This window comes from Caldimonas thermodepolymerans (assembly GCF_015476235.1).
Lineage (GTDB): Bacteria > Pseudomonadota > Gammaproteobacteria > Burkholderiales > Burkholderiaceae_C > Caldimonas > Caldimonas thermodepolymerans.
Genome location: NZ_CP064338.1, coordinates 2,194,236 through 2,206,616 on the forward strand (window position 1 = coordinate 2,194,236; position 12,381 = coordinate 2,206,616).

General features: G+C 72.9%; 14 protein-coding genes. All 14 read right to left on the reverse strand.

Going from position 1 to position 12,381, the window contains the following annotated elements:
• Window positions 1-7: 7 nt before the first annotated feature.
• From ccmB to IS481_RS10305, 14 genes are read right to left on the reverse strand one after another with little or no spacing between them, the layout of a single operon-like run.
• Complete coding sequence (gene ccmB, locus IS481_RS10240; RefSeq protein ID WP_232529229.1) at window positions 8-679, reverse strand: heme exporter protein CcmB; 672 nt, start codon at window positions 677-679, stop codon at window positions 8-10.
• A 15-nt stretch (window positions 680-694) separates the two neighbouring features.
• Window positions 695-1,330 (reverse strand): heme ABC exporter ATP-binding protein CcmA, encoded by a 636-nt coding sequence (gene ccmA, locus IS481_RS10245; RefSeq protein WP_104358921.1) that lies wholly within the window; start codon window positions 1,328-1,330, stop codon window positions 695-697.
• Complete coding sequence (locus IS481_RS10250; protein ID WP_104358920.1) at window positions 1,327-2,454, reverse strand: AgmX/PglI C-terminal domain-containing protein; 1,128 nt, start codon at window positions 2,452-2,454, stop codon at window positions 1,327-1,329. The genes ccmA and IS481_RS10250 overlap by 4 nt, the downstream gene beginning before the upstream one ends.
• Window positions 2,451-2,951, reverse strand: a complete 501-nt coding sequence (locus IS481_RS10255) for an ExbD/TolR family protein (RefSeq protein WP_104358919.1) — start codon at window positions 2,949-2,951, stop codon at window positions 2,451-2,453. The genes IS481_RS10250 and IS481_RS10255 overlap by 4 nt, the downstream gene beginning before the upstream one ends.
• Before the next feature lie 4 nt (window positions 2,952-2,955).
• Window positions 2,956-3,450, reverse strand: a complete 495-nt coding sequence (locus IS481_RS10260; protein ID WP_104358918.1) for an ExbD/TolR family protein — start codon at window positions 3,448-3,450, stop codon at window positions 2,956-2,958.
• A 5-nt stretch (window positions 3,451-3,455) separates the two neighbouring features.
• Window positions 3,456-4,109: a MotA/TolQ/ExbB proton channel family protein gene (locus tag IS481_RS10265; RefSeq protein ID WP_104358917.1), complete on the reverse strand. Its 654-nt coding sequence runs from the start codon at window positions 4,107-4,109 to the stop codon at window positions 3,456-3,458.
• A gap of 29 nt (window positions 4,110-4,138) precedes the next feature.
• Window positions 4,139-4,429: a hypothetical protein gene (locus tag IS481_RS10270; protein WP_104358916.1), complete on the reverse strand. Its 291-nt coding sequence runs from the start codon at window positions 4,427-4,429 to the stop codon at window positions 4,139-4,141.
• On the reverse strand, window positions 4,426-5,115 hold the full coding sequence (locus IS481_RS10275) for a tetratricopeptide repeat protein (protein WP_114699316.1): 690 nt from the start codon (window positions 5,113-5,115) through the stop codon (window positions 4,426-4,428). Before IS481_RS10275 ends, IS481_RS10270 begins: the two co-directional genes overlap by 4 nt.
• Window positions 5,102-7,936, reverse strand: coding sequence for an outer membrane protein assembly factor BamD (bamD, locus tag IS481_RS10280; protein WP_104356837.1), 2,835 nt, complete (start codon window positions 7,934-7,936; stop codon window positions 5,102-5,104). The genes IS481_RS10275 and bamD overlap by 14 nt, the downstream gene beginning before the upstream one ends.
• Entirely contained in the window at window positions 7,920-9,824 is a 1,905-nt protein-coding gene (locus IS481_RS10285; protein WP_104356838.1) for a hypothetical protein, read from the reverse strand. The genes bamD and IS481_RS10285 overlap by 17 nt, the downstream gene beginning before the upstream one ends.
• 16 nt (window positions 9,825-9,840) lie before the next feature.
• Complete coding sequence (locus IS481_RS10290; protein WP_104356839.1) at window positions 9,841-10,410, reverse strand: AraC family transcriptional regulator; 570 nt, start codon at window positions 10,408-10,410, stop codon at window positions 9,841-9,843.
• 15 nt (window positions 10,411-10,425) lie between these two features.
• Window positions 10,426-11,625 (reverse strand): DUF3570 domain-containing protein, encoded by a 1,200-nt coding sequence (locus IS481_RS10295; RefSeq protein ID WP_104356840.1) that lies wholly within the window; start codon window positions 11,623-11,625, stop codon window positions 10,426-10,428.
• Window positions 11,612-11,845, reverse strand: coding sequence for a DUF4266 domain-containing protein (locus tag IS481_RS10300; protein WP_104357076.1), 234 nt, complete (start codon window positions 11,843-11,845; stop codon window positions 11,612-11,614). The genes IS481_RS10295 and IS481_RS10300 overlap by 14 nt, the downstream gene beginning before the upstream one ends.
• 5 nt (window positions 11,846-11,850) lie before the next feature.
• Window positions 11,851-12,378, reverse strand: coding sequence for a TlpA family protein disulfide reductase (locus IS481_RS10305; RefSeq protein WP_232529231.1), 528 nt, complete (start codon window positions 12,376-12,378; stop codon window positions 11,851-11,853).
• Window positions 12,379-12,381 lie beyond the last annotated feature (3 nt).

The following is a 12,381-nucleotide window of genomic DNA, read 5'->3' on the forward strand; positions in this document are numbered from 1 at the left end:
ACGATCCTCACTCCATCGACAGACGCAGCGCCGCCGCGCCGGCCGGCACGGCGACCAGCGCGGTCAGCATCAGCACGGCGGCCAGCAAGGCACAGTACGGCGCGGGCGACTGCCCGCCCTCGACGGCCGCGACCGCGCCGGTGCCGAACACCAGCACCGGCACCGCCAGCGGCAGCACCAGCAGCACGACCAGCAGGGAACCGCGCAGCCCCAGCGTCAGCGCGGCCGCCAGCGCCCCCAGCAGGCTCAGCACCGGCGTGCCGAGCAGCAGCGAGGCACCGAGCGCCGGCCAGGCCGACGCGGGCAGGCCCAGCGCCGCGCCAACCGCGGGCGCCAGCAGCGCGAGCGGCACGCCGGTCAGGCTCCAGTGCGCCAGCACCTTGGCGACGACCACGACCCCGGCGCCCCGGCCGCTGCACAGCATCTGCTCCAGCGACCCGTCGGCATGGTCGCCGGCGTATAGCGAGCCGACCGACAGCAGCGCCGCCAGCAGCGAGCAGGCCCACACCACGCCCGGCGCGATGCGGCGCAGCAGCTCGGGCTCCGGCCCGACGGCCAGCGGGAACACCACCGCCGCGGCGACCAGGAAGGCCCAGGGCAGCACCAGGTCGAGCCGCCGCCGCGAGGCCAGCCGCAGCTCGCGCAGGTACAGGGTCCAGCACAGCGCACCCGGGTTCACGGCCCCTGCTCCTCCTCAGTGCGGCAGCCCGTCCAGGTCGAGCTCACGCGGCGCGAGCCCCGGCCACTGGACGAACTGGTGGCTGGTCAGCAGCACGCTGCCGCCGCGCCGGCGGTGCGCGACGATCAGCTCGTGCAGGCGCGCGCAGCCTTCCAGGTCGAGCGCGTCGAACGGTTCGTCGAGCAGCCACGTGGCGACCGCGCTCGCGGCAACCAGCCGCGCCAGCGCGACGCGGCGGCGCTGCCCCTGCGACAGCAGCCGCACCGGCGCCGGCGCGAGCGGCTTCAGGCCCATGCGGTCCAGCGCCCAGGCGACGCTCGCCGGGTCCGCCGCGCTGCCCTGCAGGCGCAGCAGGAAGGCCAGCGACTCGGCCACGCTCAGCTCGTCCTTCAGCGCGTTGTGGTGCCCCAGGTAGAGCGGCTGCCCGGCCAGGCACTCGACGCTGCCCTCCGCGGGCGGCGCCAGCCCCGCGAGCAGGCGCAGCAGGCTGGTCTTGCCGCTGCCGTTGTGCCCGCGCACCCACAGCAGCTCGCCGCCGTGCAGCTCGACGTGCAGGTCCCGGAACAGCAGCCGCGCGCCGCGCCGGCAGGCCAGCGCCCGTGCGCGCAGGTGCAGCGCGGCCGCATCGGTGAAGGCGGCGCGCACGATCATGACGGCAGGAAGTCCACGGGCCAGGTCACGACCATCTGCTCGACGTCCTTGGCCCCGAAGTCGAACTGGCGCACGCGCGCGAGCAGCTTGCTCTCCAGGTCGGGCGCGTTGAGCTCGCTGGAGACGATGCGGCAGTTCACCACCGCCCCCGAAGGCGCGATGGTCAGCTGCATCACCACCTTGCCCTGCAGCGTCGGGTCCTCGCGCAGCGCGCGGTTGTAGATCGCGTAGATCGCGCCCTTGTGGCGCTCGAACACCAGCTTGATCTCCTCGATCGAGCGCGAGGCCTTGCCGCTGCCACTGCGCTGCACCGTGCCGCCGGCGCTCCCCTTGCCGCTGCCGGTCCCGGTGCCCATGCCGTCGCCGCGGATGCCGCCCGTGCCCGGGCCGCCCCCGCCCCCGCCGCCGGCCACGCCTTCGACCAGCGTGGTCGCGCGGCCGGCCAGGCCCCCGCCGCCGGTGTGGCGGCTGTAGGCGGCGGTGTTGATGCCGCCGCTGCCGCCGGTGGCGTTGGAGGTGATCAGCGAGCGCGTCGGGATGCCCGGCTCGGAGCCGGCGCCCACGCCCACGCCTTCGCCGCTCCCGACGCCCTTGCCGGGCTTGACGTCCTGCGGGATCTGCACCGCCAGCGGCGCGCCGCGCAGCTCGGCCAGTTCGTCCTTCATCGCCAGCAGCCCCACCCCGGCGGCGCGCCGGCGCGCCTCGCCCACCTCGCCGGGAGCCTTGCCGGGCTGCGGGTTGCGCGCCTCGACCACCGGATTGCGCACGGTGGCCGGCTTGTCCGGCTCGGGCTTGCGGTCACGCGGCGAGGTGGTCGGCGCGGCGCGCTCGGGGGTCGCGGCCTCGCGCGGCGGCGCCGGCGTGCGTGCCGCCTGCGGTGCGGGCGGTGGCGGCGGCACGGGCCGCGCCAGCTCTCGTTCGAGCATCATCTTCGCGACGCGCGGCGGCAGCGCCTGCACCGGGCCGCGTTCTTGCACCGGCCGCGGCCACAGCATGAACAGCAGGCACAGCATCACGCTGATGCCCAGCACGTTGCGCAGGATGCGCCGGAAGCGCGCCTCGTCCTCGGGCGAGACGGCCCAGGGCAGCACCGGGGCGCGGAAGGAGACGGTGGCGGCGCTCATGAGGCCTCGTACTTTCTGATCACGGCGAACGACACGTCGGTGAAGTCGGCGCGCGCCGCCGTGTACATCACCTTGCGCAGCAGGCGGTACGGGATCTGCCGGTCGCCCATGACCGTGACGGCGCGGCTGGCCGCCTCGTTCTCCTCGCGGATCACCTTGCGCTGCGTGCGCAGCCGCTCCAGCTCCGCCTGCAGCGGCGCGATCAGGTCGCCCTCGGCGGCCATCACCTCGTCCACGGTGGCGACCACCCGCCCGTCGACCAGGATGTCCTCGGCGCTGACGGTCACCACCACGGTCTCGTGCGGTGCGGCCTCGGCCGTGGAGTACGGCAGCTTCACCGCCTTGTGGCTGGGCAGGATCTCGACCCCGGTCGCGCTGGACAGCAGGAAGAAGATCAGGATCGTGAAGATGTCGATCAGGGCCACCAGGTTCATGTCGACGTGCGACTGGTTGCGCGCACGCCGTTCGGCCCGTTTCTGCAGCGGCGTCAGCTTCATCGCCTCACCTCCGCTGGGCGACCGGCGCGTCGCCGATCGAGATGTCGGGGAACAGCTCGGTGTGCACGAGCTCCGCGCCCGCGGCACGGTAGGTCGCGCGCACCGCGTCCATCACCTGCACCAGCACGTCGTACGGCGTCTCGGGACTGGCCAGCACGGTGGCGCTGCGGGTGTCGGGAAAACGCTGCTTGAGCGCCAGCACCAGCGCCGCCAGCGCCTTCGTGTCGGGCCCCGCGGCACCGTTCGGGATGCGCTGGATCAGCCCGCCGATGCGGTCGCCGACCTCCAGCGCGTCGGGACGGATCACCACCTCCAGCTTGAGGTCGTCGACCTTCAGCTGCTCGACGCCGGAGGACTGCGCCGGCAGCGACAGCTCCAGCACCGACAGCCGCGTGAACACCGCGGTGGACAGCAGGAACGGCACCAGCACCACGATCAGGTTGATGAACGCGGTGACCTCCAGCGAGGCCGGCTGCTTGCGAAGGCGTCGGACGGCCATGGCGGTCACCGCGCCGGGGCAGCCTCGGCCTTGAGGCGCTGCACGACGTTCAGGAAGCTGATCTTGGCCGCCTCCAGCCCGTCGACGATCTCGCCGGTGCGCGCCTGCAGGAAGGCGTGGATCAGCAGGAAGGGGATCGCCACCGTCAGCGCGAACGCGGTGTTGTTCATCGCGATCGAGATCGAGGCCGACAGCATCTCGGCCTTCTCGGCCGGGTTGACCTGGGCCACGGCAGTGAAGCCCTTGATCAGGCCGACGATGGTGCCCAGCAGCCCCACCAGCGTGATCACGTTGGCGAAGGTGGCGATGTAGTGCGTGCGCTTCTCCAGCCGCGGCACGATCTCCATCATGCCCTCCTCCATCGCCGCGTCGATGTCCTCGCGCCGCGCCGGGCTCTGCATGCGCGCCAGCCCGTTGGCGACGATCTTGCCGATCGCCGCGTCGGACTCGGAAGCGAGGTGGTAGACCTCCTTGAAGCGGCCGCTTTGCAGCATCGGCAGGACCTGCGCCCACAGCTTGCGGTTCTGCGAGCGGGCGCGCTGCAGGAAGATGTAGCGCTCGATCGCGATGGCCAGGCCCACCGCCATGATGAGCATGCTGATGTAGATGAACATGCCGCTGTCTTGGACGAACTTGACGGCGAACTCGAAGACACTCATCGGTTTCCTCCTCAGCGATGAAGATGGTCTCAAGGGGCGGTCGCCGGCGCGCCGGCCTGGCGCGCCCGCACCTGGGCGTCGTAGTGCACGTGGCGGCGGAACACGTCACGGTCCAGCGGCGCGAGCACCTCGTCCAGCACGCTCTCCACCGGGCGCCCGGCCAGCTCGCCGGGCACCGGCTTCTTCCACGGCACGATGTAGAGCACCTTGGGCAGCTCGCGATTGCCGATGATCTGGGTGCGGTCCAGCTCGGCGCGGTCCTGTGCCACGGCGGCGCCGGCGACCGCGGCCAGCGCGAGGACGGTCAGTGCGGCTCTCATGGCCCCTCCTTGGCCCTCGCCGCGACCGGCGCCGGCTTGCGGTTCCTCAGGTCGGCCACCCACTTGGCGACGGTCGCGTCGCCGTCGGCCAGCTCCAGGTAGCGCTCGTACAGCTCGAGCGCACGGGCGGCGTCGCCGAGGTACAGGTCGTGCAGGATGCCGAGGTTCAGGTGCGCGTCGGCGTATCCCGGATCGAGCGCGATGGCCTGCTCGTAGGCGGCTCGCGCCTTGGCGAACTCGCCCAGGTGGCGATAGGTGATGCCGAGCTGGTGGTGGTAGACGGCGCGCTGCGGGCTCAGTCGGACCGCGGCCTCGAGCGCCTGGGCCGAGGCCTGCAGCCGGCCCGCACGGCGATGGATCAGGCCCAGGTTGGCGTGCGGCCCGGCCAGCTGCGGATGCGACTGCGCGAGCGCCCGGAAGCCCCGCTCGGCCTCGTCGAGGCGCCCGGCCGCCAGCGCCTGGCGGGCCGCGTCGAAGGCGCGCTGGACGGCGGCGTCCACCACGGGCGCCGGCGCGACCGCCGGGGCGGGGTCGGCCGGTTGCGGCGCGGCCGCAGGCACCGGCGTGGCCGTGCCCGCCGGCGCCTGCGGTGCGGTCGCGACGCTGCCGCACCCGGCCCCGAGCACCGCGAAGGCGGCGCCCAGCAGCGCGGCCAGCCCACGCAGGCGCAGCTCACCGGATCGCATCGACCACCCCCTCGCTGCGTTCGACCTTGCCGTAGCGCACCGGGCGCAGCTGCGCCAGCGCCGCGAAGCTGCGCCGCACCCACTCGTCGTAGACGCCGGAGGCGGCACGGCGCGCGTTGACCTCGTGCAGCTCGATCGCCTTCTCCTCGAAGGGATAGGCTTGTTCCTCGAGCATCACCTCGTACTGCTCCAGCTCCAGCTTGGACAGCTTCTTCGGCCGCTGCGAAGCCAGCATCGCGCGCGCGAAGTCCTGGTAGAGCGAGGCGATGTGGAAGGTCGCCGCGGTGGTCACCTCGGCCACGCCGTACTCCGCGGCGGCCGAGTACGCCTGCAGGGCCGCTTCCATGCGCGTCTTCTTGAGCCTCAGCTGCCGCGCCAGCGGCTCGACCAGCGCGACCTTGCGGTAGTCCTCGGCCAGCGGCTGGGCCAGCGCCAGCGCGGCGCTGGCGCCGAGGTAGCGCGTGCGCGCGGTGCGTGCCGCGCCGCCGTTGCGGTCGGCCTGCAGCACCTCCTTGAGCCAGGCCTGCTCGCGCTGCGGCTGCCCTGCGGCGCGCGCCAGCTGCGCGAGGCGGTAGCGCGCCTCGACCGCCGGCTCGAGCGGCTGCGGATGCGCCTTCAGGTAGCGTTCGTACGCCTGGATCGCCGCCGCACGCGAGCCGCCCGGCTGTCCGGCCGCCTTCTCGCGCAGCGTCGCGGCCTGCCACAGCGCCTCGCGCGCCACGGCGGGATCGCGCGCGCTGCCGGCGATGCGCTCGAACTCGCCCGCCGCCTGGGCCCATTGCTGCTGCTCGAGGTAGACCACCGCCAGCTTGGCCGGTACCTCGGCCTGCAGCGGGTGCTGCGGATGGCGGCGCCGGAAGTCCTCCAGCGTGCGTGCCGCCGCGCCCCAGTCCTTGAGCGCGATCAGCGCGGCCGCGGCGTCGTACTGCGCGGTCGCGCGCACCGCGGAGTCGGGCGCGACCGCCGCGATGCGCTCGAAGTGCTGCACCGCCTCGCGTTCGCGACCGGTCGCGCGCGCCTGCTCGCCCTGCTTGTAGATCGCCGCCGCCTGGCGCTCGACCAGCTCCTTGCGCGCCGGCTCGCCGGCCGGGGTCAGCGCCAGCACCTGCGCGTAGGCCAGCTCGGCCGCGTCGAAGCGGCCATCCTCGAAGGCATGGTGGGCGATCACGGTCCAGGCCACGCGCCGCTGCGCGTCCGCGGGCGGGGGCTGCAGCGCCAGCACGCGCTGCGCGACCTCGGCCGCGCGCTCGCCCTCGTCCAGCGCGTACAGCTGCTCGGCCGCGTGGGCCAGCACGGGCGCGGTCCGTGGATCGGCCGGGAAGGCCTGCGCGAAGCGCAGCGCGCTGTCGACCGCGGTGCGCTGCAGCTGGCGCGCGGCCGCCGCGTCGAGGCGCTTGTGCTGCTCCGCGTAGGCCAGCAGCGCGGCGTAGCCGGCATCGGCGCTGCGCTCGTGCAGCGGGTAGCCGTAGGCCACCCTCTCGTATTCGGGCGCAGCCTCGTCGTAGCGCTTGTCCTCGTACAGCAGCTCGGCGAGCAGGAAGTGGTTCTGCGCCGCCTGCGGGTCGTCCGGGAACGAGGCAAGGTAGACGCGGTACCAGTGCACCGCCTCCTGGTAGTCGGCGCTGCTGCGGCTGTGCTGCGCGCTCGCGTGGTAGTGGCGCGCCAGCTCCGACAGGTAGGCCCGCACCCGCGACCGGGCGTTGTCCCAGCCGGCCGGGTTGGCACGGCGGAACTCGCTGTCCACGCCGTAGTGGGCCACGTAGTGCTTCTTCGCCTCCAGCGCGAGCGTGGCGAAGCCGTGCGCCTCGTAGATGTCGATCACGCGCGCCTGCAGCACCGGCGACTGCGCGTGCAGCGGGTGGCGGCGCGCGAACGCCCCCAGCGCGTCGGCCGCATCCTTGATGCGTTCCTGGCGGATGTACAGCTCGCCGAGCTGCTGGTAGACGCGGAACTCGTAGCTGCGGCGCGCGTCGCTGGTGATGTAGGCGGGAATCGAGCCGGCGCCGTCGAGGTTCTGCAGCGACAGGCTCATGACGCGGAAGGTGTCCTCGACCAGCTCGCGGTCGGCCCGGCCGAGCCCTTCGATGCTGTCGAGCTCCAGCCCCCCTTCGCGCCCGGCCACCTTGTGGTCGAGCACGCCGAAGAAGGAATGCAGCGCGGCCTCCAGCTGGCCCTGCTTGAACAGCGCCCAGCCGTGCATGTACAGCGCGCGCTCGCGGTACGGGTTGTCCGGCGCACCGGCCAGCACCGCCTCGTAGGCCTGCTCGGCCTTCGCGTAGTCGCGCGCGGTGAAGAGCAGCTCGCCGCGGCGGAACTGCGCCTCGTCGCGGTAGGCGGTGTCGGGGTGCTGCGCGACCAGCCGGTCCAGCGTCGCGAGCGCCGTCTCCAGCGCGCCGCCCTGCTCGTGGGCCCGTGCCAGCTGGTAGAGCACGCGGTCGTTGCCCGGTGCATCGGGATGCGCGCGCAGGTAGTCCTGGTAGCGCGCGATCGCGGCGCGGTAGTCCGGCGCCCCGGTGGCGCCCTCGCCCGTCGCGGTGGCAGCGCGCCGGTCGGCCAGGTCCATCTCCAGGTCGCCCAGGCGGCGCATGGCCTCGGCGCGCTGCGGGGCCTGCGGCGCCGTCTCGAGGAAGCGGCGGTAGGCGTCGATCGTGCGTTCCTCGTCGGCCTCGATGCCAGGGTCGGCGCCGACCTCCACCGTGCGCCCGGCCAGCGTCTTCAGCGTCGGCTCGTTGTCGTGGTCGGGCGTGCGCACCCCGAACGAGCAGGCGCCAAGTGCCAGCGCCGCCGCCATCGCCACCCAGCGGTCAAGGACGCGTCGCATCGCCGTCCTCCTGCCGCCGCTGGCTGGCATGGTCGTAGAGCTGCGCCACCGCGAAGCGCGCCTGCGTCATGTAGACCGCCAGCCGCTCTTTCTGCCGTTGCAGCTCGGCCACCGCCAGGTCCTCCACCGCGCGCTGCTGTGCCTGCGTCAGCGACGCCACGCGCGGCGCCAGCGCCCGGAGGCGCGCCGCCAGCTCCGTGATGCGCGCGGCGAACTGAGCAAGGCGCTGCGGCTCCTCGCGCTGCGCGCGCGCCAGCGCCGCCTCGCGCTCGCGCGCCTGCCCGATCTGCGCATCGATGTCGCGGAACCCTTTGCGCGCCTGCCACGACCGCTCGGGAAACGCCTGGGCCAGCTCCCACTCGAGCACGCCGGCGGCCAGTCGATGCCGCTCGCGCGTGGCCTGCGCTTCGGGGGCGTCGCCCAGGCGCGCCAGCGTCTCGCGCACGCGCTGCAGCCGCGCCAGCAGCCGGCGCTGGCGTGCGTCGGCATGCGCGCGGCCGTCGCCCGCGGCCTCGGCGGCCTCCAGCTCGGCGGCCAGCCGGTCGTGCCGCTGCTGCAAGGCCTGCAGGCCGGTCCCGGCATGGCGGGCGCGCTCGAGGATCTGCGGCAGGCGCTCGGCGTAGGCGCGGCTGCGGTGCTCCAGCATGTCGTGGAACACGCCGAGCTTGTCCTGCCAGTCCTGCAGGTTCCTCGTCAGGAACAGCAGGTCGCGGTAATTCTTCAGTGCCTCCTGGAAGTCATGGCGCGCCAGCACCTGCGTCAGGTGCCCGGCATGGGGCATCTCGGGCAGCTCGTGCAGGCGCCAGAACCAGCCCATCTCCTCGCCCGGGTTGTGCCCGAGCAGGCTGTCGAGCCAGTGGCCCGAACGGATCGTCGCGATCGAGGCGTCCAGCGCCGCGGCCTCGCGCTCGTAGGTGGCGATGGCCTCCTGGTAGCGCTGCAGGGCCTGCCCGTAGGCGCCCAGCTCGGCATAGGCGTACGGCACGGCGATCAGCGCTTCCAGCACCGCGGCGTCGCTCGGGTCGCGCGCGGCCAGCTCGGTCCACGGCACCAGGGCGGCCCGGGGTTCGTCCAGCCCGGCCGCGGCCCAGCCGAAGCCGAGCAGCGCCTTGTTGGCCTGCGCGCCGGACAGGCGCACCCGCTCCAGGTAGCGGCGCGCCTGCGCCGCCCGTCCCTCCTGCAGCGCAGCGAAGCCCAGCGCCACGTTGGCCTTGTCGCGCAGGCTGCGCCGCTCCTCGTCGCGTGCCGGGGCCTGCCCCAGCGCGTCGAGCCAGCCGCTGCCGGCCGCGGCATCGCCGCCGCGGACCAGCGCGACCCCCAGGTTGTAGCGTGCGTACTCGGCCCCTTCGGGCTCGCGGGTCAGGGTGCGCAGCAGCTCCGCCGCCCCGGCGTGGTCATGCCGTGCCATCTTCAGGTAGGCGGCCAGCAGCACGCGGTCTTCCTCCAGCGGCTCCGGCAGCGGGCTGCCGATGCGTGCCAGCGCCTGCTCGGCCTCGTCGGGCAGGCCGCGCTGGTAGCGGATGCGGGCCAGGTAGTACCAGGCGCGGTCGCGCACCGAAGGACTCGCCCCGTGATCGATCAGGCGCTCGAAGATCCGCGCGGCCTCGCGGTGCAGGCCATAGGACAGCAGCATGCCGCCGCGCAGGATCTCGGCCTCGTCGTCGTGCGGCGACAGGCGCCCGAAATGCTGCGAGACCATCAGCGTGGTCAGCGCGGTGAAGTAGCGGTCCTGGAAGAAGTGGAACAGCCCGTCTCCGTAGTGCGGGGCCTCGACGACCCGGGGCGGCGCCTCGCGGGCCCAGGCCGCTGCGCCGAGCACGGCCGCGACCGTCCCGGCCAGCAGCCGGACGGCCAGGCGGACGGTCAGTGCATGGCGGCGTGCTCGCATGGTCCTCCCACCACGGTCACTGCCAGACCTTCACGTCGAACTCCGGCTGCAGCTTGCCGGTCGAGTCCTTGATGCGCAGCTCGATGTAGGCCGGGTCGTCGCCCTTCTCGAAGCGCACCGTGGCGCCGCGCCGGTAGTCGCGCTCGTGCGGGCCGACGCCGGTGAAGAACGCGACGATCTCGTGCTCGCCGGCCTTCAGGTTGCCGAGGTAGACGCGCTGCACGCCACCGCGGTGCAGCGCGGCGACCTCGGCCGGGGTGTACAGGTGGTTGGCCACCACCTTGTCGTCGATCCTGACCTGCACCGAGTCGAGCGCGAACATCTTGCCGACATCCATCGAGACGAACACCGCCACCTGGGTACTGGCCGGGAACAGCAGCTCCTCCTCCAGCACCAGCAGGTCGCGGTTGAGCTGGATGACATCCTGCTTGAGCGCCTCGATGCGGTCGTCGAGGCTGCCCGCGGCCGGCGCGGCAGCGGTCTCGGGCTCGCCGGCCTGACCGGCATCGGCCGCCCGGGCACCTGGCAGGCCGGCAGCAAGCGCCAGCAGCCAGGCGACGAGCATGCGGCAGCAAGGGCGGTTCATGGGCGTGCGTCCTCCTCAGTAGGTGGCCGACAGGTAGAACTGCAGGATGTTCGCGTCGTGCGAGTACTTCCTGCCGGTGCGGATGTCGGTGAAGTCGCTGTAGTCGAAGCGCTTGAACTCGTAGGCCGCATGCGCCTTCAGGTCGTAGCGGCCCGGCTGGTGCATGAAGCGGTACGACAGCTTCAGCCCCAGGCTGGCCGAGTCGAAGCTGCTGAGCTGCCGGTTGCGCGAGATGTAGGTGGTCTCCTGCATCGCGTTGTCGCTGTAGAACAGCGCCTTCGACTGCGTGTGGTAGCGCACGTAGCCGTCGGCCAGCCATTTCTCGCCGAAGTAGCGGCTGTAGCCGAACTGCACCGTGTGCGCCTTGATGTCCCAGGTGTCCCAGAAATAGCGGTACTCGCCGTGCACCGAACTGCCGGCCCAGGGTGCACCGACCACGCGGAACTTGAGCGCCCGGCTGGTGCGGGTGCGCGGGCTGCGCTCGGGCACGGCCGCGCCGAACACCCGCGCGACGCGGTACGGGTTGCCCAGGTAGCCGCTGTCGGACACCACCTCCAGGTTCGCGCTGGCCAGCCACGCGGGCGTGAGGATCTGCGTCGCGCCGAGCCGGTAGCGCCAGTGCCGGGCACGGTCGAAGAAGCCGGTGTCCGAGCGCCCGACGTCGTCGGCCGCGCGCGTGAAGCCCAGGTTCACCGTGGTCATGCCGCCGAACACGTCCTGCGCGACGTCGATGCTGATGCCCTTGGCGACGTAGTCGGGCTCGCGGCTGTGCGAGACCGACACCGACATCAGCGTGTCGCGGTAGACGTAGTCGGCCCCGAAGCCGTACTCGTCGCGCTTCTCGTCGAAGGGGCTGGCGGTGGTGACCACGTCGATCGAGGCGTTGCTGACCGCGTCGACGTAGTACGAGGCCGACAGCGACACCTGGTCGGCCAGGCTCTTGCGCACCAGCAGCGCCGGGCCGGTGGCGCGCACCCCGCCGCCGTCGTACATGTGGTACATCAGCTCGGCCTTGTCTTCCGGCAGCGTGGCGGCCGCGGCCGGGCCGGCCAGCCACAGGCCACCGGCCACGCCCAGCGCGCCGGTGGCCAGTGCCGCATGGCGGCGCAGCGGGCGCGCCGGCACGGCCGCGCCGCGTTCGCGCAGCCGCTGGCGCAGGCGCTGCCAGCGTTGCGGCCAGGTATGCCGCCGGCGGGAACGGTCAGTTGCAGCCACAGCCGCCTCCTTGCACGCCGGTGGCGCCGCGCGCGCCTTCGCGCACGTCGTGGATGTGCTCGAAATGCTTGGCCGCCAGCGCGTCGCGGTTGACCTGCATGACCGGATCGGCGAGCCGCTCGCGCTCGTAGGGCCGCACCCAGGGCTCGACGGCGCAGCCGGCCAGCAGCACCGCGGCGAGCGCCGGCACCGCGAACCTCGAGGCAGGGAACGGGAACATCGGCATCACTCCTTCAGCAGTTCGCGGATCTGCTTCTCGTAGGTCTGCTCGTAGCCGCTCAGGTAGCCGCGGTGCAGGTAGCGCACGCGGCCGTCGCGGTCGACCATCACCGTCGAGGGCATGGCCTTGAGGTCGTACAGCTTGCTGACCTGCTTGGCCGTGTCGAGCAGCACCGGGAACTTCAGCCCGAGCCTCGCGGCCATGCTCTCGGCCTGGCGGGCGTCGTCGTCGATGTTGACCGCGAGCACGACGAAGCCCGAGTTGCGGTACTTCTCGTACAGCCGGTTCAGGTGCGGCATCTCCTCGCGGCACGGCCCGCACCAGGTGGCCCAGAAGTTGATCATCACCACCTGGCCCACCTGCTCCTTCAGGCGCAGGTTGCCGCCCTGCATCGCGCGCAGCGTGAAGTCGGGCGCGGGCGACTGCAGCGTCACCGCCTCGCTGCGCAGCGAGGCGAGCAACGCGACCGCCAGCGCGACCACGAGGCACACGGCCTTGAGGATCTTCATGCTGATCTCTTTCCTGCTGCCCATGGG

Bases quoted from the DNA above. Each gene is read 5' to 3' on its own strand.
- ccmA (WP_104358921.1), bottom strand. From the start codon at position 1,330: ATGATCGTGCGCGCCGCCTTCACCGATGCGGCCGCGCTGCACCTGCGC.
- IS481_RS10250 (WP_104358920.1), bottom strand. From the start codon at position 2,454: ATGAGCGCCGCCACCGTCTCCTTCCGCGCCCCGGTGCTGCCCTGGGCC.
- IS481_RS10255 (WP_104358919.1), bottom strand. From the start codon at position 2,951: ATGAAGCTGACGCCGCTGCAGAAACGGGCCGAACGGCGTGCGCGCAAC.
- IS481_RS10260 (WP_104358918.1), bottom strand. From the start codon at position 3,450: ATGGCCGTCCGACGCCTTCGCAAGCAGCCGGCCTCGCTGGAGGTCACC.
- IS481_RS10265 (WP_104358917.1), bottom strand. From the start codon at position 4,109: ATGAGTGTCTTCGAGTTCGCCGTCAAGTTCGTCCAAGACAGCGGCATG.
- IS481_RS10270 (WP_104358916.1), bottom strand. From the start codon at position 4,429: ATGAGAGCCGCACTGACCGTCCTCGCGCTGGCCGCGGTCGCCGGCGCC.
- IS481_RS10275 (WP_114699316.1), bottom strand. From the start codon at position 5,115: ATGCGATCCGGTGAGCTGCGCCTGCGTGGGCTGGCCGCGCTGCTGGGC.
- bamD (WP_104356837.1), bottom strand. From the start codon at position 7,936: ATGCGACGCGTCCTTGACCGCTGGGTGGCGATGGCGGCGGCGCTGGCA.
- IS481_RS10285 (WP_104356838.1), bottom strand. From the start codon at position 9,824: ATGCGAGCACGCCGCCATGCACTGACCGTCCGCCTGGCCGTCCGGCTG.
- IS481_RS10290 (WP_104356839.1), bottom strand. From the start codon at position 10,410: ATGAACCGCCCTTGCTGCCGCATGCTCGTCGCCTGGCTGCTGGCGCTT.
- IS481_RS10300 (WP_104357076.1), bottom strand. From the start codon at position 11,845: ATGTTCCCGTTCCCTGCCTCGAGGTTCGCGGTGCCGGCGCTCGCCGCG.
- IS481_RS10305 (WP_232529231.1), bottom strand. From the start codon at position 12,378: ATGGGCAGCAGGAAAGAGATCAGCATGAAGATCCTCAAGGCCGTGTGC.